At 64.3% G+C, this 19,566-nt stretch carries 19 protein-coding genes and 1 tRNA gene; 1 reads left to right on the plus strand and 19 read right to left on the minus strand.

Annotation, left to right across the window (positions count from 1 at the left end; genetic code table 11):
• Nucleotides 1-11: 11 nt before the first annotated feature.
• The 19 genes from nuoL to OEJ37_RS28260 form a co-directional block, all read right to left on the minus strand.
• Nucleotides 12-2,066 (minus strand): NADH-quinone oxidoreductase subunit L, encoded by a 2,055-nt coding sequence (gene nuoL, locus OEJ37_RS28170; RefSeq protein ID WP_175919325.1) that lies wholly within the window; start codon nt 2,064-2,066, stop codon nt 12-14.
• 17 nt (nt 2,067-2,083) lie between these two features.
• Nucleotides 2,084-2,389, minus strand: coding sequence for an NADH-quinone oxidoreductase subunit NuoK (nuoK, locus tag OEJ37_RS28175; protein ID WP_004185739.1), 306 nt, complete (start codon nt 2,387-2,389; stop codon nt 2,084-2,086).
• A 17-nt stretch (nt 2,390-2,406) separates the two neighbouring features.
• Nucleotides 2,407-3,057, minus strand: a complete 651-nt coding sequence (locus OEJ37_RS28180; RefSeq protein WP_263347710.1) for an NADH-quinone oxidoreductase subunit J — start codon at nt 3,055-3,057, stop codon at nt 2,407-2,409.
• Nucleotides 3,058-3,160: 103 nt separating this feature from the next.
• A complete protein-coding gene (gene nuoI / locus OEJ37_RS28185) occupies nt 3,161-3,649 on the minus strand; it encodes an NADH-quinone oxidoreductase subunit NuoI (protein WP_006478270.1) in 489 nt (162 codons plus the stop codon).
• A gap of 12 nt (nt 3,650-3,661) precedes the next feature.
• Nucleotides 3,662-4,729 carry an NADH-quinone oxidoreductase subunit NuoH gene (gene nuoH, locus OEJ37_RS28190; protein WP_174418233.1) on the minus strand — a complete coding sequence of 356 codons (1,068 nt, stop codon included), beginning with the start codon at nt 4,727-4,729 and terminating at the stop codon, nt 3,662-3,664.
• The gene (gene nuoG / locus OEJ37_RS28195) at nt 4,730-7,060 is read right to left on the minus strand and encodes an NADH-quinone oxidoreductase subunit NuoG (protein WP_175919323.1); all 2,331 of its coding nucleotides are present in this window, start codon (nt 7,058-7,060) and stop codon (nt 4,730-4,732) included.
• An 82-nt stretch (nt 7,061-7,142) separates the two neighbouring features.
• Complete coding sequence (gene nuoF, locus OEJ37_RS28200) at nt 7,143-8,453, minus strand: NADH-quinone oxidoreductase subunit NuoF (protein WP_034184889.1); 1,311 nt, start codon at nt 8,451-8,453, stop codon at nt 7,143-7,145.
• Entirely contained in the window at nt 8,450-8,935 is a 486-nt protein-coding gene (gene nuoE, locus OEJ37_RS28205) for an NADH-quinone oxidoreductase subunit NuoE (RefSeq protein WP_006756903.1), read from the minus strand. The genes nuoF and nuoE overlap by 4 nt, the downstream gene beginning before the upstream one ends.
• A gap of 172 nt (nt 8,936-9,107) precedes the next feature.
• Nucleotides 9,108-10,361 carry an NADH-quinone oxidoreductase subunit D gene (locus OEJ37_RS28210; RefSeq protein WP_175919322.1) on the minus strand — a complete coding sequence of 418 codons (1,254 nt, stop codon included), beginning with the start codon at nt 10,359-10,361 and terminating at the stop codon, nt 9,108-9,110.
• 9 nt (nt 10,362-10,370) lie between these two features.
• The gene (locus OEJ37_RS28215) at nt 10,371-10,973 is read right to left on the minus strand and encodes an NADH-quinone oxidoreductase subunit C (RefSeq protein ID WP_263347712.1); all 603 of its coding nucleotides are present in this window, start codon (nt 10,971-10,973) and stop codon (nt 10,371-10,373) included.
• Between the two features lie 21 nt (nt 10,974-10,994).
• Nucleotides 10,995-11,474, minus strand: coding sequence for a NuoB/complex I 20 kDa subunit family protein (locus OEJ37_RS28220; protein WP_006398799.1), 480 nt, complete (start codon nt 11,472-11,474; stop codon nt 10,995-10,997).
• A gap of 62 nt (nt 11,475-11,536) precedes the next feature.
• The gene (locus tag OEJ37_RS28225; RefSeq protein ID WP_006398798.1) at nt 11,537-11,896 is read right to left on the minus strand and encodes an NADH-quinone oxidoreductase subunit A; all 360 of its coding nucleotides are present in this window, start codon (nt 11,894-11,896) and stop codon (nt 11,537-11,539) included.
• Nucleotides 11,897-12,049: 153 nt separating this feature from the next.
• Nucleotides 12,050-12,134, minus strand: a tRNA-Leu gene (locus OEJ37_RS28230).
• A gap of 111 nt (nt 12,135-12,245) precedes the next feature.
• Nucleotides 12,246-12,623 (minus strand): preprotein translocase subunit SecG, encoded by a 378-nt coding sequence (gene secG, locus OEJ37_RS28235; protein WP_034184886.1) that lies wholly within the window; start codon nt 12,621-12,623, stop codon nt 12,246-12,248.
• 72 nt (nt 12,624-12,695) lie between these two features.
• Nucleotides 12,696-13,451, minus strand: a complete 756-nt coding sequence (gene tpiA, locus OEJ37_RS28240; protein WP_175944992.1) for a triose-phosphate isomerase — start codon at nt 13,449-13,451, stop codon at nt 12,696-12,698.
• A 141-nt stretch (nt 13,452-13,592) separates the two neighbouring features.
• Nucleotides 13,593-14,612, minus strand: coding sequence for an NAD(P)H-quinone oxidoreductase (locus OEJ37_RS28245; protein ID WP_263347716.1), 1,020 nt, complete (start codon nt 14,610-14,612; stop codon nt 13,593-13,595).
• A 146-nt stretch (nt 14,613-14,758) separates the two neighbouring features.
• Nucleotides 14,759-16,906 (minus strand): polyribonucleotide nucleotidyltransferase, encoded by a 2,148-nt coding sequence (gene pnp / locus OEJ37_RS28250; RefSeq protein WP_263347719.1) that lies wholly within the window; start codon nt 16,904-16,906, stop codon nt 14,759-14,761.
• A gap of 291 nt (nt 16,907-17,197) precedes the next feature.
• The gene (gene rpsO, locus OEJ37_RS28255) at nt 17,198-17,467 is read right to left on the minus strand and encodes a 30S ribosomal protein S15 (protein ID WP_006398792.1); all 270 of its coding nucleotides are present in this window, start codon (nt 17,465-17,467) and stop codon (nt 17,198-17,200) included.
• Between the two features lie 106 nt (nt 17,468-17,573).
• Nucleotides 17,574-18,833: a branched-chain amino acid ABC transporter substrate-binding protein gene (locus OEJ37_RS28260; protein WP_263347720.1), complete on the minus strand. Its 1,260-nt coding sequence runs from the start codon at nt 18,831-18,833 to the stop codon at nt 17,574-17,576.
• Between the two features lie 169 nt (nt 18,834-19,002).
• Between OEJ37_RS28260 and OEJ37_RS28265 the strand changes: the two genes are divergently transcribed.
• A complete protein-coding gene (locus OEJ37_RS28265) occupies nt 19,003-19,515 on the plus strand; it encodes a hypothetical protein (RefSeq protein WP_034184881.1) in 513 nt (170 codons plus the stop codon).
• Nucleotides 19,516-19,566 lie beyond the last annotated feature (51 nt).

Consider the following 19,566-nt stretch of genomic DNA (forward strand, 5'->3'; position numbering starts at 1 on the left):
GTCCCCTCGCCTTATTTGCCGCCGAGCGTTACAAACAGGGTCAGGAGCCCCAGCATGCCGATGATCATGGCGAACGCGTAGTGATAGATGTAACCGGATTGGAGGAAGCGGATCACGCCGGCGAACCAGCCGATGAACCGGGCGCTGCCGTTGACGAGGCCGTCGATCACCACGACATCGCCCTCTTTCCACAGGCCGCGGCCGATCGCGACCGAGCCCTTGGCAAACACCACCTCGTTGATCTTGTCCATGTAGTACTTGTTGTCGAGCAGCGTGTAGATCGGGCCGAACGCGCGGCGGATCACGGCAGGCAGCTCAGGACGCTTCAGGTACAGGAACCACGCGACCACGACGCCGGCGATCGCGAGCCACAACGGCAGCGTCGTCAGCGAGTGCAGGCCCATCGCGGCCCAGCCGTGGAATTCCTTGCCCAGCTCTTCGAGGCCCGGGTGGTTTTCGCCGATGAAGATCACCTTGTCGAATGCCACGCCATGTTCGAAGAAGCTGCCGTACAGCATCGGGCCGATCGCGATCGCACCGACGATCACCGACGGAATCGCGAGCAGCACGAGCGGCAGCCACACGACCCACGGGGTCTCGTGCGGTTCGTGCGCGTGGTCGTCGTGACCATGGCCGTGGCCGTGATCGTCGTGACCGTGCGCGGCCGCCATGCCCATCGGCGATTCAGGATGCTTCGGGTTGCGGAAGCGCTCTTCGCCGTGGAACACGAGGAAGTACATGCGGAACGAGTACAGCGCCGTCACGAACACGCTCGCGACCACCGCGAAGTACGCGAAGCCCGAACCCGCGAGATGCGATTCCTTCACGGCCTCGATGATCGAATCCTTCGAGTAGAAGCCCGAGAAGAACGGCGTGCCGATCAGCGCCAGCGAGCCGATCAGCGACGTGATCCACGTGATCGGCATGTACTTGCGCAGGCCGCCCATGTTGCGGATGTCCTGGTCGTGATGCATGCCGATGATCACCGAGCCCGCGCCGAGGAACAGCAGCGCCTTGAAGAACGCGTGCGTCATCAGGTGGAACAACGCGACCGGGTACGCGGACACGCCGAGCGCGACCGTCATGTAGCCGAGCTGCGACAGCGTCGAATACGCGACCACGCGCTTGATGTCGTTCTGGATGATGCCGAGGAAGCCCATGAACAGCGCCGTGATCGCACCGATCACCGTGACGAACGACAGCGCGGTGTCCGACAGCTCGAACAGCGGCGACATGCGCGACACCATGAAGATGCCGGCCGTCACCATCGTCGCCGCGTGAATCAGCGCCGAGATCGGGGTCGGGCCTTCCATCGAGTCAGGCAGCCACACGTGCAGCGGGAACTGCGCCGACTTGCCCATCGCGCCGATGAACAGGCAGATGCAGGCAACGGTCAGCAGGCCCCAGTCGGTGCCCGGGAAGTGCAGGCTCGCGAGCTCCGCGCGCTTCGCGAACACTTCGCCGTAGTTCATCGAGCCGGCGAATGCGAGCAGCAGGCCGATGCCGAGCAGGAAGCCGAAGTCGCCCACGCGGTTCACGAGGAACGCCTTCATGTTCGCGTAGATCGCGCTCTCACGCGTGAAATAGAAGCCGATCAGCAGGTACGACACCAGACCCACCGCTTCCCAGCCGAAGAACAGCTGCAGGAAGTTGTTGCTCATCACGAGCATCAGCATCGAGAACGTGAACAGCGAGATGTACGAGAAGAAGCGCTGGTAGCCGTCCTCTTCCGCCATGTAGCCGATCGTGTAGATGTGCACCATCAGCGACACGAAGGTCACGACGACCATCATCATCGCGGTCATCGAATCGACCAGGAAGCCGACTTCGAGCTTCAGCGAGCCGACCCGCATCCATTCGTAGATGGTCGCGTTGAAGCTCGCGCCGCCCATCACGTCGGCGAAGACTTTCGCCGACAGGAGGAACGCGATCATCACGCCGAGGATCGTGATCCGGTGTGCGCCCTTGCGCCCGACTGCGTTCCCGAACAGCCCCGCAATCAGCGAGCCGGCCAGCGGAGCGAGCGGAATCGCCAGCAGCAGGTTTTCATTGAGTGTCGTTGACATAACAGCGTTGCCTGAAATTAACCTTTGAGCTGATCGAGATCCTCGACATTGATCGTGTCGAGCTTACGGAACAGGGTCACCAGAATCGCGAGACCGATCGCGGCTTCCGCTGCGGCGACCGTCAGCACGAAGAACACGAAGATCTGGCCGTGCACATCGCCGAGGTAATGCGAGAACGCGACGAAGTTGGTGTTCACCGCCAGCAGCATCAGTTCGATCGCCATCAGGATGATGATGATGTTGCGGCGGTTCAGGAAAATCCCGACGATCGCGATCGCAAAGAGGATCGCGCCGAGCACGAGGTAGTGAGCAAGAGTCAACATGGTTTCCTTTCCTCCGCTTAGCCGTTGGTGCTCGTACCGGCTTCGCTCTGCGCCGTTTCCGGCTGCGGCTTTTCCGCTTCCATCTTCACGAGGCGCACGCGGTCGTTGCGGCGCACCTTGACCTGATCCGACACGCGCTGGCGCTTGCTGTCCTTGCCCTTGCGCTCGGTCAGCCCGATCGCGGCAATGATCGCGACCAGCAGCACGAGGCCGGCGATTTCAAACGCGAAGATGTAGTCGGTATAGATCACCTTGCCGATCAGTCGCGTGTTCGACCAGTTGGCCATCTCGCCCGTCGCCATCGCGTGCACCGTGTGCGTGTCGCCGTAGCCGCGCCACAGGATCAGCGCGGTCTCGATCACGATGATCGCGCCGACCACGGTCGCCATCGGTACGAAGCGCTTGAAGTCGCGGCGCAGGTAGTCGATGTTGATGTCCAGCATCATCACGACGAACAGGAACAGCACCATCACGGCGCCCACGTAGACCAGCACCAGCAGGATCGCGAGGAACTCCGCTTCCAGCAGCATCCAGATCGCGGCGGCGTTGAAGAACGCCAGCACAAGGAAAAGCGCAGACGCCACCGGGTTGCGCGAAGTGATCGCCTTCAGCCCTGAAACCACCAGGAGCAGCGCGAAGATGTAGAACAGTACGGTCGTGAATTCCATGATTACCGGTTCATCGTTAGGCCATAGTCAGGCGCGGCTTGCGGGACGCCCGCACCCGTCGCGGCGGCTCGGCCCGTGCTTCGGGCCGGCACTGCAAACACAATCAACGATACGGCGCGTCGGCAGCCTTCGCCGCGGCGATGTCCTTCTCGTAGCGATCGCCCACCGCGAGCAGCATTTCCTTCGTGAAATACAGGTCGCCGCGCTTTTCGCCGTGGTACTCGAGAATCTGCGTCTCGACGATCGAATCGACCGGGCAGCTCTCTTCGCAGAAACCGCAGAAGATGCACTTCGTCAGGTCGATGTCGTAGCGCGTCGTGCGGCGCGTGTTGTCCGCGCGCGTTTCCGATTCGATCGTGATCGCCAAGGCGGGGCACACGGCCTCGCACAGCTTGCACGCGATGCAGCGCTCTTCGCCGTTCTCGTAGCGGCGCAGTGCGTGCAGCCCGCGAAAACGCGGCGAGATCGGGGTCTTCTCTTCCGGGAACTGCACGGTGAACTTGCGCTTGAACGTGTAACGCCCCGTCAGCGCGAGCCCTTTCAGCAGCTCGGTCAGGAAGAAGGTCTTAAAGAAGTGTTGGATTGCCGTCATGATTTCGTCCGATTACTTCACCCAGATGTTGAGCGGCGACATCATCCAGAAGCCGACCACGACCACCCAGATCACCGTGACGGGCAGGAACACCTTCCAGCCCAGACGCATGATCTGGTCGTAACGGTAGCGCGGGAACGTCGCGCGAACCCAGATGAACACCGACAGCAGTGCGAAGACCTTCAGCACCAGCCAGAAGATGCCCGGAATGAACGACAGGAACTCGAACGGTGCATCCCAGCCGCCGAGGAACAGCGTCGCAGCCAGCGCCGAGATCACGATCATGTTGATGTACTCGGCGAGGAAGAACAGCGCGAACGCCATGCCCGAGTAATCGATCATGTGACCGGCAACGATTTCCGACTCCCCTTCCACCACGTCGAATGGGTGACGGTTCGTTTCGGCGATGCCCGAGATGAAGTAGACGACGAACGCCGGCAGGAGCGGCAGCCAGTTCCACGACAGGAAGTTCACGCCGTGGCCCGCGAAGAAGCCGTGCTGCTGCGAGTTGACGATTTCCGACATGTTCAGGCTGCCGGCCGTCATCAGCACGAGCACCAGCGCGAAGCCCATCGAGATTTCGTACGACACCATCTGCGCCGCGGCGCGCATCGCGCCGAGGAACGCGTACTTCGAGTTCGACGCCCAACCCGCGAGGATCACTGCGTACACGCCGATCGACGAGATCGCCATCGCGTACAGCAGGCCCGCGTTGATGTTCGCGAGCACGGCCTGGGCCTGGAACGGGATCACGGCCCACACGGCGAACGCCGGCACGACGGTCATGACCGGCGCGATCAGGTACAGCCAGCGGCTGGCGGCGCTCGGCTGAATGACTTCCTTCAGCAGCAGCTTCAGCACGTCGGCGATCGGCTGCAGCAGGCCGCCGGGGCCGACGCGGTTCGGGCCGAGACGCACGTGCATCCAGCCGATCAGCTTGCGTTCCCACAGAATCAGGTACGCGACGCACAGCAGGATGACGACGGAGACGACGAGGATGCGCACGACTGCCCATACCGTCGGCCACGCGAAGCCGAGAAGCTGGGCTCCGCCCGCGTTGATCGTATCGAACAAGCTCATTTACGCCTTCTCCACCACCAGTTCACCGGACAGGCTGCCGAGCGCTGCGCCGGCAGGCGTCGCCGCCGACACGCGAACGACCGTCTCCGCAAGATTCGCGTCGCGCACGGCCGGCAACTGCACCGCACGCTCGCCCTGGCGCACGCGCACGGCGTCGCCTTCCTTCAAGCCCAGCTTGTCGAACAGCGCGGCCGGCAGGGCTGCGGCATTCGCCGCCTTCGCGGCGGCCGTCAGGTGCAGCGCACCTGCGCGGCGCACGAGCGCGTCGGCGTGATAGATCGGCACATCGGCCAGGCGCTCGAATCCGCCGTTCGCGGCATTCGCCGCGACGCGCGCCGGCGCGACCGACGTCTGGTTCGACAGGCGGCCCGCGACGCCTTCATCGCCGAGCGCCGCGAGACGCACTTCTTCCGCCGTCTCGTATTCGAAGTTCGGCAGGCCGAGCAGGCTGCCCAGCACGCGCAGCACCTTCCAGGCCGGACGCGTGTCGCCGAGCGGACGCACGACACCGTTGAAGCTCTGCACGGTGCCTTCCGCGTTGACGAACGTGCCGGCCGTTTCCGTGAACGGCGCAACCGGCAGCAGCACGTCGGCATAGTCGAGGCCGTGCTTGAACGGCGACATCACGACGACCATCTCCGCCTGGTTCAGCGCGGCAAGCGCCTGCGCCGGGTCAGCGGTGTCGAATTCCGGTTCGACGTTCAGCAGCACGTAGCCCTTGCGCGGCTGCGCGAACGCTTCGCGTGCGTTCAGGCCACCTTCGCCCGGCAGCGCGCCGACGACGTGCGCGCCGACCGTGTTCGCCGCTTCCGTCAGAAAGCCGAACGTGGCGCCGGTGTTGTCGGCGATCCACTGGGCGACCGCGTGCAGCTTCGCGAATTCCGGATGGCGGACCGCGACGTTGCCGAGCAGCACCGCGCGGCGCTCGCCGTTCGCGAGCGACTGCGCGACCGCCTGGGCGGCCGGCGATGCGGTGACGCCGGCGAGCGTGTCGGGCAGCGCGACGCCGCGCAGTTGCGCGACGGCCGCGGCGATGCCTGCCAGCTCGTCGAGCCATGCCGACGGCGCGGCGACGATGCGCTGCGCGGTCGGGATCAGTGCGTCGTCACCGGTCGCGTGCAGGAAGTGCAGCTTCGCGCCGTTCTTCGCGGCCTGGCGCAGGCGGGCGGCGAACAGCGGGTGGTCGCGGCGCAGGAACGAACCGACGACGAACGCGGCGTCCACGTTCGACAGGTCGGCGATCGGCATGCCGAGCCACGGCGCGCCCTGGACCGGCGCCGAGAAATCCTGCTGACGCAGACGGAAATCGACGTTCGGCGTCTTCAGTTCGTGTGCGAGCTGCTTCACGAGGAACAGCTCTTCAGCGGTGCTGTGCGCGCTCGCGAGCATCGCCAGCGCGTTCGCGCCGTGATCCGCGGCGATGCCCTTCAGGCCCTTCGCAACATATTCGAGCGCGGTCTGCCAGTCGGTTTCGATCCACTGGCCGCCCTGCTTCAGCATCGGCTTCGTCAGGCGCTCTTCGCTATTGAGGCCTTCGTACGAGAAGCGGTCCTTGTCCGAGATCCAGCATTCGTTGATCGCTTCGTTCTCGAACGGCAGCACGCGCATCACGCGGTTGTTCTTCACCTGCACGACGAGGTTCGCGCCGACGGAATCGTGCGGGCTCACCGACTTGCGGCGCGACAGTTCCCACGTACGGGCGCTGTAGCGGAACGGCTTGCTGGTCAGCGCGCCGACCGGGCACAGGTCGATCATGTTGCCCGACATCTCGGAGTCGACCGTCTTGCCGACGAACGTCGTGATTTCCGAGTGCTCGCCGCGGCCCAGCATGCCGAACTCCATCACGCCGGCGATTTCCTGGCCGAAGCGGACGCAGCGCGTGCAGTGGATGCAGCGCGACATTTCTTCCATCGAAATCAGCGGGCCCACGTTCTTGTGGAACACCACGCGCTTTTCTTCCGAGTAGCGCGACGACGACTTGCCGTAGCCGACCGCCAGATCCTGCAGCTGGCATTCGCCGCCCTGATCGCAGATCGGGCAATCGAGCGGGTGATTGATGAGGAGGAATTCCATCACCGACTGCTGCGCCTTCACAGCCTTGTCGGACTGCGTGCGGACGATCATGCCGGCCGACACGGGGGTCGCGCAGGCAGGCACGGCCTTCGGCATCTTCTCGACTTCGACGAGACACATCCGGCAGTTGGCCGCAACCGACAGCTTCTTGTGATAGCAGAAGTGAGGAATGTACGTATCCGCCTTGTGCGCAGCCTGGATCACCATGCTGCCTTCGGGCACCTCGACCTTCTTGCCGTCTATTTCAAGTTCAACCATGATGGTGAATGGTCCTTAACCTATTTCCGCCCGTTCGCGCCTTCGCCCGACCGTGCGCTCAAATTCCGCAACCGGGTTCGCTTCAGGCCGCAGCCGCGTGCGCGTGGCCGCCGACCATGCAGTGCTTGTGCTCGACGTGGTACGCGAATTCGTCCCAGTAGTGCTTGAGCATCCCGCGTACCGGCATCGCCGCCGCATCGCCGAGCGCACAGATCGTGCGGCCCATGATGTTCTCGGCAACCGAGTTCAGCAGGTCCAGATCTTCCTGGCGGCCTTCGCCGTGCTCGATACGGTTCACGACGCGATACAGCCAGCCGGTGCCTTCACGGCACGGCGTGCACTGGCCGCACGATTCCTCGTAGTAGAAGTACGACAGACGCAGCAGCGAGCGCACCATGCAGCGCGTCTCGTCCATCACGATCACCGCGCCGGAACCGAGCATCGAGCCCGCCTTCGCGATCGAATCGTAGTCGAGATCGGTCTGCATCATGATGTCGCCCGGGATCACCGGTGCCGACGAACCGCCCGGAATCACGGCCTTGATCTTCTTGCCGCCGCGCATCCCGCCGGCGAGCTCCATCAGCGTCGCGAACGGCGTGCCGAGCGGCACTTCGTAGTTGCCCGGACGCTCGACGTCGCCCGACACCGAGAAAATCTTCGTGCCGCCGTTGTTCGGCTTGCCGATCTCGAGATAATTCTGCGGCCCGATGGACAGCAGGAACGGCACCGCGGCGAACGTCTCGGTGTTGTTGATCGTGGTCGGCTTGCCGTACACGCCGAAGCTCGCCGGGAACGGCGGCTTGAAGCGCGGCTGGCCCTTCTTGCCTTCGAGCGACTCGAGCAGCGCCGTTTCCTCGCCGCAGATGTACGCGCCGTAACCGTGGTGCGCGTGCAGCTGGAACGAGAATTCGGAGCCCATGATGTGGTCGCCGAGGAAGCCTGCGGCGCGCGCTTCATCGAGCGCGGCCTCGAAGCGTCGATACACTTCGAAGATTTCGCCGTGGATGTAGTTGTAGCCGACGGTAATGCCCATCGCGTATGCGCCGATGGCCATGCCTTCGATCAGCGCGTGCGGATTCCAGCGCAGGATGTCGCGATCCTTGAACGTGCCCGGCTCGCCTTCGTCCGAGTTGCAGACGAGGTACTTCTGCCCCGGGAACTGGCGCGGCATGAAGCTCCACTTCAGGCCGGTCGGAAAGCCCGCACCGCCACGGCCGCGCAGGCCCGACGCCTTGACGTCGGCAATCACCTGCTCGGGCGGAATCTTTTCTTCGAGAATGCGGCGCAGTTGCTTGTAGCCGCCGCGCGCGACGTAGTCTTCGAGATGCCAGTTCTCGCCGTTCAGACCAGCGAGGATCAGCGGTTTGATGTGACGGTCGTGGAGGGACGTCATTTCGAGAGCTCCTCAAGCAGCTGGTCGATCTTCTCGCGGCTCATGAAGCTGCACATTCTGTGATTGTTCACCAGCAGCACCGGCGCATCGCCGCACGAGCCCATGCATTCGCCTTCCTTCAGCGTGAACTTGCCGTCGGGCGTGGTTTCGCCGAAGCCGATGCCCAGCTTCTGTTTCAGGTAGTCGGCAGTCGCTTCCGCGCCGCCGTGCGGGCCAAGCTGGCACGGCAGGTTCGTGCAAAGCGTGATCTTGTGCTTGCCGACCGGGTTGAGCTCGTACATCGTGTAGAACGTCGCGACTTCCTGCACGGCGACGGCAGGCATGCCGAGATAGTCCGCAACGAACTGCATCAGTTCGGGCGACAGCCAGCCGTGCTCTTCCTGAGCAACGGCCAACGCCGACATCACGGCGGACTGTTTCTGATCGGCGGGATACTTCGTCAACGCTCGATCGATTTCCTTCAGGCCTTCAGCTGAGATCATTTTCAGACACGACTCTTTCAATTCCTACCGAACGGACAACCTGCCGCACACTGGGGTGCATGGACGACAGACCTGGCGCTCACTCTGTTGACAGCTTGCGAAGCCGCGCCGGTTCAGCGCACATCGCATGTGACTTACTGCTCGCCACCCGCTCTCGCGGGCGGCGCAACCATTAGCGGTCGATTTCGCCGAACACGATGTCCTGCGTACCGATGATCGTGACGGCGTCGGCGATCATGTGACCGCGCGCCATTTCGTCGAGCGACGCCAGGTGCGCGAAGCCCGGTGCGCGAATCTTGAGGCGATACGGCTTGTTGGCACCGTCCGACACGAGGTAGATGCCGAACTCGCCCTTCGGATGCTCGACCGCCGCGTACGCTTCGCCTTCCGGCACATGGAAACCTTCGGTGAAGAGCTTGAAGTGGTGAATCAAGTCTTCCATGTTGGTCTTCATGCCGACGCGCGACGGCGGTGCAACCTTGTGATTGTCCGTCATCACCGGGCCCGTATTCTTGCGGAGCCACTCAATACACTGTTTCGCGATACGGATCGACTGGCGCATTTCTTCGACGCGCACCAGATAGCGGTCGTAGCAATCGCCGTTCACGCCGACCGGCACGTCGAAATCCATGCGATCGTACACTTCGTACGGCTGCTTCTTGCGCAGGTCCCACGCGATGCCCGAGCCGCGCAGCATCGGGCCCGTCAGGCCCATCTGCAGCGCACGTTCGGGGCTGACCACACCGATCCCGACCAGACGCTGCTTCCAGATCCGGTTGTCGGTGAGCAGCGTTTCGTATTCGTCGACGCACTTCGGGAAGCGCGTGAAGAAATCGTCGATGAAGTCGAGCACCGAGCCGCTGCGCGCTTCGTTCATCCTCGCGAGCGCCTTCTCGTTGCGAATCTTCGACGCCTTGTATTGCGGCATCGCGTCAGGCAGATCGCGGTAGACGCCGCCCGGACGATAGTACGCCGCGTGCATCCGCGCGCCGGACACCGCCTCGTACACGTCCATCAGATCTTCGCGTTCGCGGAATGCGTACAGGAACACGGCCATCGCACCGACGTCGAGTGCGTGCGCGCCGATCCACATCAGGTGGTTCAGCACGCGCGTGATCTCGTCGAACAGCACGCGGATGTACTGCGCGCGCTCCGGCACTTCGATGCCGAGCAGCTTTTCGATCGCGAGCACGTAGCCGTGCTCGTTGACCATCATCGACACGTAGTCGAGACGATCCATGTACGGCACGGACTGGATGAAGGTCTTGGATTCCGCGAGCTTTTCGGTCGCGCGGTGCAGCAGGCCGATGTGCGGATCGGCACGCTGGATGACTTCGCCGTCGAGCTCGAGCACGAGGCGCAGCACGCCGTGCGCTGCCGGGTGCTGCGGGCCGAAGTTGAGCGTGTAGTTCTTGATTTCTGCCATGACGCCCCCTTAATGTTTCAGACCGCCATAGCGATCCTCGCGGATCACGCGCGGCGTGATTTCGCGCGGCTCGATCGTCACCGGCTGGTACACGACCCGCTTCTCTTCCGGGTCGTAACGCATTTCGACATAACCCGACACCGGGAAGTCCTTGCGGAACGGGTGGCCGATGAAGCCGTAGTCGGTGAGGATGCGGCGCAGGTCGGGGTGGCCTTCGAACACGATGCCGTACAGGTCGAACGCTTCGCGCTCGTACCAGTTCGCGGACGTCCAGATGTCGACCAGCGATGCCACGATCGGCAGGTCGTCGTCCGGCGCGAACGCACGCAGGCGCAGGCGCCAGTTGTTCGTGACCGACAGCAGGTGCGACACGGCCGCGAAACGCGGGCCGTCGTAGGCGCCGTCGCCGAAGGTCTGGTAGTCGACGCCGCAGAGGTCGATCAGTTGCTCGAAACGCAGCTTCGGATCGTCGCGCAGCGTCTTTGCGACTTCGAGGTAATCGCTCGCCTTCACGACGAGCGTCAGTTCACCGATCGCTTCGGTGAGGCTCACCACGCTCGCGCCGAGCGCGGCTTCGAGGTTTGCCTTGAGGATCTCGATTTTGCTTGCCATATTGAGGGGACGCTCGGGGCTTTATTGACGGGCGATGGTATTGGTGCGGCGGATCTTCGCCTGAAGCTGGATCACGCCGTAGACCAGCGCCTCGGCCGTGGGCGGGCAGCCCGGCACGTAGACGTCGACCGGCACGATCCGGTCGCAGCCGCGGACCACCGAGTACGAGTAGTGGTAGTAACCACCGCCGTTCGCGCACGACCCCATCGAGATCACCCAGCGCGGCTCGGCCATCTGGTCGTACACGCGGCGCAGCGCGGGCGCCATCTTGTTGCAGAGCGTGCCGGCGACGATCATCACGTCAGACTGACGCGGGCTCGGACGAAACACGACGCCGAACCGGTCCAGATCGTAACGGGCCGCGCCCGCATGCATCATCTCGACGGCACAACACGCGAGCCCGAACGTCATCGGCCACAGCGAGCCGGTACGCGTCCAGTTGATCAGCTTGTCAGCCGTCGTGGTGACAAACCCTTCCTTCAAGACCCCTTCGATACTCATTTGCTTTCCACTCCAGACGAGCGACCGAGCGTGGCCGCCCATGCAAACCGGCGATTAACCCATCACTCCCAGTCGAGCCCGCCTTTCTTCCAGATATAGGCAAAGCCCAGTAGGAATTCGAGCAGGAAAATCATCATTGCGATGAAACCCGGCCAGCCGATGTCCCGGAGCGCGACGCCCCACGGAAACAGGAATGCGGTTTCGAGATCGAAGATGATGAACAGGATGGCGACGAGGTAATACCGGACGTCGAATTTCATCCGGGCGTCTTCAAAGGCTTCGAAGCCGCACTCGTATGGTGCGTTCTTCTCGACGTCCGGCTTGTTGGGACCAAGGAGCTTGCCGATGCTGACCAGCGCTATACCTAAACCAGTGCCCACGAGGAGGAACAACAAGACGGGGTAATAGGCTGCGAGGTTCAAGGCAATCCTCTATCGGTTGGTTCTGAGCGTCCGGAGAATACCACTTCCGGCGGAAGGAATCATTTCGGAGTACAGGCGATCGCAAGACAATCGCAAGCACACCCCACAAATGAAAAATGCCAGCCACTGGAAGCGGCTGGCATTGAGTAACTTTGGTGCCGACGGCGAGACTCGAACTCGCACAGCTTTCGCCACTACCCCCTCAAGATAGCGTGTCTACCAATTTCACCACGTCGGCACTGCATGCAACTCGGGTTGTGCTGCTTGTTTCCCGCGAATCGCTTCAAGAATTAAATTCTAACCCGACTTCCGGAATTGTTCAACGCACAAACGCAAAAAATTTGACCTTTTATTTCGGGACATCCTGGCCCGGCGCGCTTGCCGCCGAACCCGCGGCAGCGGATGCCGCAACAGCCGGCGCCGACGCTGCAGGCGCCGATGCCGGTGCGGTCGCTGCCGCGCCGAGCACGCCTGCCGACGGCGTCGACTTGTACGAACCGAGGTACGTCAGCGCGAGCGTCGCGATAAAAAAGATCGTCGCGAGAATGCCCGTCGTGCGCGACAGGAAGTTCGCCGAGCCCGTCGCACCGAACAGGCTGCCCGACGCGCCGCTGCCGAATGCGGCGCCCATGTCGGCACCCTTGCCGTGCTGCAGCAGCACGAGACCAATCACACCGAGTGCAGACAGTACCTGCACCACAATAATCAGCGTCTTGAATAACAGCATCACACCCACCCGATTGGATCGGGCGACCGGATCGACCGGCCGCCTTCATGGTTCAATTCGATCGCGGACCGCTCAACGCGCGGCCCGGCAGATCGCCAGGAAATCTTCCGCCTTCAGCGACGCGCCGCCGATCAGGCCACCGTCGATGTCCGGCTGCGCAAACAGCTCTTCCGCGTTGTCCGGCTTCACGCTGCCGCCGTACAGAACGGACACGTCAGCCGCGCCCTTTGCCGCGAGACGCGCACGCAGGAACGCGTGCACGTCCTGTGCCTGCGCCGACGTCGCGCTCCTGCCCGTGCCGATCGCCCAGACCGGCTCGTACGCGACGACGATACGTGCAGCCTCGTCGGCCGTCAGCACGGCCAGCACCGCGTCGAGCTGCGCACCGACGACCTGCTCGGTCGCACCCGACTCGCGCTCGTCGAGCGTCTCGCCGACGCACACGACCGGCGTGAGGCCGGCCGCGAGCGCGCGCTGCGCTTTCGCCGCAACCGTCTCGTTGCGCTCGCCGTGATACGCGCGACGCTCCGAGTGGCCGACGATCGCATAGCGTGCGCCGAATTCCGCAACCATCGCGGCCGCCACTTCGCCGGTGAACGCGCCCTGTTCGTGCGCGGACACATCCTGCGCGCCCCAGGCGACACGGCCGCCGTCGAGCTGCGCCTGAACCTGCGCGAGATACGGGAACGGCACGCACACGCCGACCGACGTTTCGGCCGCCACCGCGCCCGCGCCCTGCACCACTTCGTTCAGCAACGCCTGGTTGCCGGCCAGCCGGCCGTGCATCTTCCAGTTGCCGATCACCCGCTTAGTTCTCTGTTTCGACATCGTGTCTGTCTCGTCACCGCTGTGTCATTGACGCGCCGGAAACCGGCCGTCAGGTTTGATCTGGCGAAGCAAACCCGCGATTTTACTGCGCACGGCTTGAACCGGTCAAACCGCGCATGTCAAGCCCGGCCGCATGGGCCGTCAGGCGTTCGTACCCCAATCGAGCACGATCTTGCCGGTGTGCTCGCTGCTTTCCATCAGCGCATGCGCCTGCGCGGCTTCCGCGGCCGGCAGCACGCGATAGATCACCGGCTTGATGCGGCCGTCTGCGATCAGCGGCCACACGCGCGCCTTCAGTTGCGCGGCGATGCGCGCCTTGAACTCGACCGGGCGCGGCCGCAGCGTGGAACCCGTGACCGTCAGCCGGCGCCGCAGGATCTCGCTCAGGTTGACATCGGCCTTCGCACCGCCGAGCAGCGCGATCAGCACGAGACGACCGCCGTCCGCGAGCGCGGACAGCTCGCGCGGCACGTACGAGCCCGCCACCATGTCGAGGATCACGTCGACGCCGCGATCGTGGGTCAGCGACTTCACGACCTCGACGAAGTCTTCGGTCTTGTAGTTGATTGCGCGCTCCGCGCCGAGCGCCTCGCACGCCCGACACTTGTCAGTGGTACCGGCCGTCGCGAACACGCGAAAACCGAGCGCATGCGCGATCTGGATCGCCGTCACGCCGATGCCGCTCGAGCCACCCTGCACGAGCAGCGTTTCCTGCTCGCCACCCTCGCCCGCGCCGAGCTGCGCGCGATCGAACACGTTGCTCCATACGGTGAAGAACGTTTCGGGAAGCGATGCGGCCTCGATATCGGTGAGCCCGTCGGGCACCGGCAGGCATTGCGGCAGCGGCGCGACCGCGTACTCGGCATAACCGCCGCCCGCGAGCAGCGCACACACGCGATCGCCGAGCTTCAGGCCGAACGGGTTCAGCGCGGCATCGGACAGGTCGCCGCCGACGATCTGGCCCGCAACCTCCAGGCCCGGCAGATCCGACGCGCCCGGCGGCGGCGCATAGGCGCCCTTGCGCTGGAATACGTCGGGCCGATTCACGCCGGAAGCCGCCACCTTGATCAGCACCTCGCCGCGCTTCGGTTCGGGGCGCGGACGCTCCGCAAGCTTCAGCACGTCGGGGGCGCCGAATTCGGTGATTTCGATGGCTTTCATGGTGACGGTGGCTCCAGGATCGGAATCGGATGGCGCCCGTGCGCGCGGCACGGGCGCCTCGCCGGCGCTGCTGCGCCGCACAACGATGCTACAGAAAAAACGGCCGGCGCGCTTTCGCACTGCCGGCCGCTGGTCCGCCTGCCCGCTTACTGCTGCGGCGGCGCGTCCGACTGCGACGCCGCCGCTGCTTCATTCAGCAGCGCCTTTGCCGACAGACGCACACGACCCTTCTCGTCCGTCTGGATCACCTTGACCTTGACCTGCTGGCCTTCCTTCAGGTAGTCGTTGATGTCCTTCACGCGCTCGTTGACGATTTCCGAGATGTGCAGCAGGCCGTCCTTGCCCGGCAGCAGGTTCACGATCGCACCGAAATCGAGCAGCTTCAGCACCGTGCCTTCGTACACCTGGCCGACTTCGATCTCGGCCGTGATGTTCTCGATGCGCTTCTTCGCTTCGGCCATGCCGTCGCTGTTCGTGCTCGCGATCGTCACGACGCCGTCGTCCGAGATGTCGATGGTCGTGCCCGTTTCTTCCGTCAGCGCGCGGATCACCGAACCGCCCTTGCCGATCACGTCGCGGATCTTTTCCGGGTTGATCTTGATCGTGATCATGCGCGGCGCGAATTCCGACAGTTGCGTGTTCGCACCCGAGACAGCCGACGTCATCTTGCCCAGGATGTGCATGCGGCCTTCCTTCGCCTGCGCGAGCGCGACCTGCATGATTTCCTTCGTGATGCCCTGGATCTTGATGTCCATCTGCAGCGCCGTCACGCCTTGCTCCGTGCCGGCCACCTTGAAGTCCATGTCGCCGAGGTGATCTTCGTCGCCGAGGATGTCGGTCAGCACCGCGAATTTGTTGCCTTCGAGGATCAGGCCCATCGCGATACCCGCGACGTGCGCCTTCATCGGCACGCCGGCGTCCATCAGCGCGAGGCAACCGCCGCACACCGATGCCATCGACGACGAACCGTTCGACTCGGTGATTTCCGACACGACGCGGATCGAGTAGCCGAATTCGTCGGCGCTCGGCAGGCACTTGACCAGCGCGCGCTTCGCGAGGCGGCCGTGGCCGATTTCGCGGCGCTTCGGCGAGCCGACGCGGCCCGTTTCGCCGGTCGCGAACGGGGGCATGTTGTAGTGGAGCATGAAGCGCTCGCGGTATTCGCCTTCGAGCGCGTCGATGATCTGCTCGTCACCCTTCGTGCCGAGCGTCGCGACGACCAGCGCCTGCGTCTCGCCGCGCGTGAACAGCGCCGAGCCGTGGGTGCGCGGCAGCACGCCGGTGCGGATCTCGATCGGGCGCACGGTGCGCGTGTCGCGGCCGTCGATGCGCGGCTCGCCGTTCAGGATCTGCGAACGGACGATCCTTGCCTCGATGTCGAACAGCACGTTGCCGACGGTGGCCTTGTCGGCAGCAACCGTGCCGGCCGCCAGTGCGTCTTCCTCGAGCTTCGCCGAAGTCGCCGAATAGACTTCCTTCAGCTTCGTCGAGCGAGCCTGCTTGTCGCGGAGCTGGTAAGCGGCGAGCAGGTCGTTCTGCGCCAGCTCGGTCACGCGCGCGATCAGCGCCTCGTTCTTCGGCGCCGGCTGCCAGTCCCACTCGGGCTTGCCGCCTTCGCGCACCAGTTCGTGGATCGCGTCGATCGCCACTTGCATCTGCTCGTGGCCGAACACCACGGCGCCCAGCATCACGTCTTCCGACAGTTGGTCGGCTTCCGACTCGACCATCAGCACCGCGCGTTCCGTACCCGCGACGACGAGGTCGAGGCTCGATGCCTTGATCTGGTCACGCGTCGGGTTCAGCACGTAGGCGTTGTCGATGTACGCGACGCGCGCGGCACCGACCGGGCCGTTGAACGGCAGGCCCGACACGGCGAGCGCAGCCGATGCGCCGATCAGCGCGGGGATGTCCGCCGGGACTTCCGGGTTCACGGACAGCACGTGGATCACGACCTGGACTTCGTTGTAGAAGCCTTCCGGGAACAGCGGGCGCAGCGGACGGTCGATCAGGCGCGACGTCAGCGTTTCGTGCTCCGACGGACGGCCTTCGCGGCGGAAGAAGCCGCCCGGGATCTTGCCTGCCGAGTAGGTCTTTTCGAGGTAGTCGACGGTCAGCGGGAAGAAATCCTGACCCGGCTTCGCCGACTTCGCGCCGACGACGGTTGCCAGCACGACGGTGTCTTCGACGTCGACGATCACGGCGCCGCTTGCCTGGCGAGCGACTTCACCGGTTTCGAGGCGCACCTTGTGCTGGCCCCACTGGAATTCCTTCACGACCTTGTTGAACATGGACATGGTTGCTCCTTTGAATTCATGCATTTCATTCGCCGCACAGGCCATCCCGCGCGGCGGCGTCCCGACCGAATCACCCGGAGCAAGGTGTGTTTTTTATGCCATTCCAGCGCGGCGCTCGGGCAGCGACGCGCTGGAATGACACAAATCCCGACCCCGGTATCAGCCGTTGCGGCAGCCCGGCACGAACGTGCCTGACAGCCTGCGGTGCGTGTGACGCTACGCACCGCGCAAAAACAAAATGCCTGTATCAGCGGACTGACACAGGCATCTTGCTGGCGGCAATCGCCTCGATTACTTACGCAGACCCAGCTTCTCGATCAGTGCGCGGTAACGGTCGGCATCCTTGCCCTTGAGGTAGTCGAGCAGCTTGCGGCGGCGGCTAACCATGCGCAGCAGGCCGCGGCGGCTGTGGTGATCCTTCGCGTGGGTCTTGAAGTGACCCGTCAGTTCGACGATACGTGCGGTCAGCAGTGCGACCTGGACTTCGGGCGACCCCGTGTCGTTGGTACCGCGGGCGAACTGAGCAACGACTTCCGACTTCTTGATATCTGCAACAGACATGTGATTTCCTTTCTAACTGAACAGGCGGACACGGAAGAATGGCCGTGCCGTGACTTACAACCGGCGGGCATTGTAACACAACTCCACACCGTTCCTACCGCCCCTGTCACGGGCGCGTCATCGAACAGGTCGACGGCATTTCCGTGCGCTGCGCCGGTGCCGCCAGCACCGTCCGGAAGCCGTAGCCCGAACCCTCGTTATCGAAGCGCACCCCCGGCTTGCCGACCTTGTCCATCTCCATCACGTAAAGGGGCTGGATCAACTGATGATCCTGTGCGCGCATCCGCGACGCATGGAAGCCGTCGTCGAACGACAAGCCCTCGAGCGCACGCGCGACCGCGACGGGGTCGGCCGACCCGGCACGGTTCATCGCGGCGGCCAGCATTTCGATCATCAGGCTCATCCGCCGCACCGGATAGTCGTCCTGCGCGGCCGGGAAACGGGTCCGGAACGCGCGGTAGAACGCGTCGGATTTCGCGCCGCCCGCGTTCGGGTGCCAGTCCGCCACGGCGACGACCCGCCCGACGCCCGCATCGCCGAGCGCGGCCGGCGCGCCGAGGCTGTTGCCGTAGAACGTATAGAACTTCGCGTTCAGCCCCTGCTCGCGCGCCGCCTTCACGAGCAGCGTGAGGTCGTTGCCCCAGTTGCCGGTCACGACGGCGTCCGCGCCGCTCGCGCGGATCTTCGCGATATACGGCGAGAAATCCTTGATCCGGCCGATCGGGTGGAATTCGTCACCGGCGATCGTCACGTCCGGGCGCCGCGCGGCCAGCGCCTGCCGCGCGAGCGTGCTGACGTCGCGGCCGAAACTGTAGTCCTGGTTCAGCAGATAGACCTTGCGCAGCGCGCGGTCGCGCGCCATCACGTCCGCGAGCGCGGCCATCCGCATTCCCGCGTGCGCGTCGAAGCGGAAATGCCAGAAACTGCAGCGCGCGCCGGTCAGCGCCGGGTCGTCGGCCGAATAGTTGAGGAACAGCATCCGGTTGTCCGGATCGCGTGCGTTCAGCTTGTCGAGCGCCGCGACGAGCGCGGCCGCGACGGCCGAACTGTTGCCCTGCGCGACGAAACCGATATGCCGGCCCGCGGCCGCTCGCAACTGCACGAGCGCCTCCTCCGGGCTACCCTTGCTGTCGAGCACGACGAGCTCGAGCGGATGCGCGCCGTCGCGCAGCTTCACGCCGCCCGCCGCGTTGACCTGCTCGATGCCGAAGCGCAGGTTGCGCTCGACCGCCGCGCCCGCGTTCGCGAACGGGCCCGACATCCCTTCGATCAGCGCGATCCGCACCGGCTCGCCGCCGGCAAACGCGGACGACACCAGCATCCACCCCGCGCTCAACGCGAGCGCGCACCGCCTCCACCCCTGCATCGGCTACCTGCCCTTCAATCTGCCCGAGAAGCGCGGATCATAGGCCGGCGTCCCTGCCGGCCGCAAGCGCGGCAGCGTCGGCGATCCGTACCGATTTTTTCGGCGCGAGGTGCCGTCCCACGCCGTCCGTGATACAACGGAGTGTGTTTCCGTGTTCTGGAGAATCCCCATGCGCATACGCATTCCCGCGCGCCTGCCGGTGCTGCTCGCCTGTGCCGCCGCGCTGCTGGCCGGTTGTGCGCAACCGTGGCAGCAATACCAGGCCGGCCAGGACGAGTCGGCAATCGTCGCGCGCATGGGTCCGCCGCGCGAGATCTACGACCTGCCCGGCGGCGGCAAGCGCCTGATGTGGCCGACTCAGCCGATGGGCGAGGTCACGGTCGCGGCCGACGTCGACGCGGCCCACAAGATCGTCAACGTACGCCAGGTGCTGCAGCCGAGCGAGTTCTATCGTGCGGAGATCGGCAAGTGGACGAAGACCGATGTCCTCGTCAATTTCGGACGCCCCGTCGAGACGTCCTACTTCCCGCTGATGAAGCGCGAGGTGTGGACGTACCGGTATCTCGAGGACAACGTCTGGTACATGATGTACAGCTTCTACTTCGATCCGCAGGGCATCCTGCGTATCACGCAGAAAACGCCGGACCCGCTGCACGATCCCGATCGCCGCAACCTGTTCTGACCAATTACGCATTTACGCGCAATTTTCACAATGGCCATTCACGAATTATTG

This window comes from Burkholderia sp. BKH01 (assembly GCF_025685725.1).
In the GTDB taxonomy this organism is placed as follows: Bacteria; Pseudomonadota; Gammaproteobacteria; order Burkholderiales; family Burkholderiaceae; genus Burkholderia; species Burkholderia pyrrocinia_C.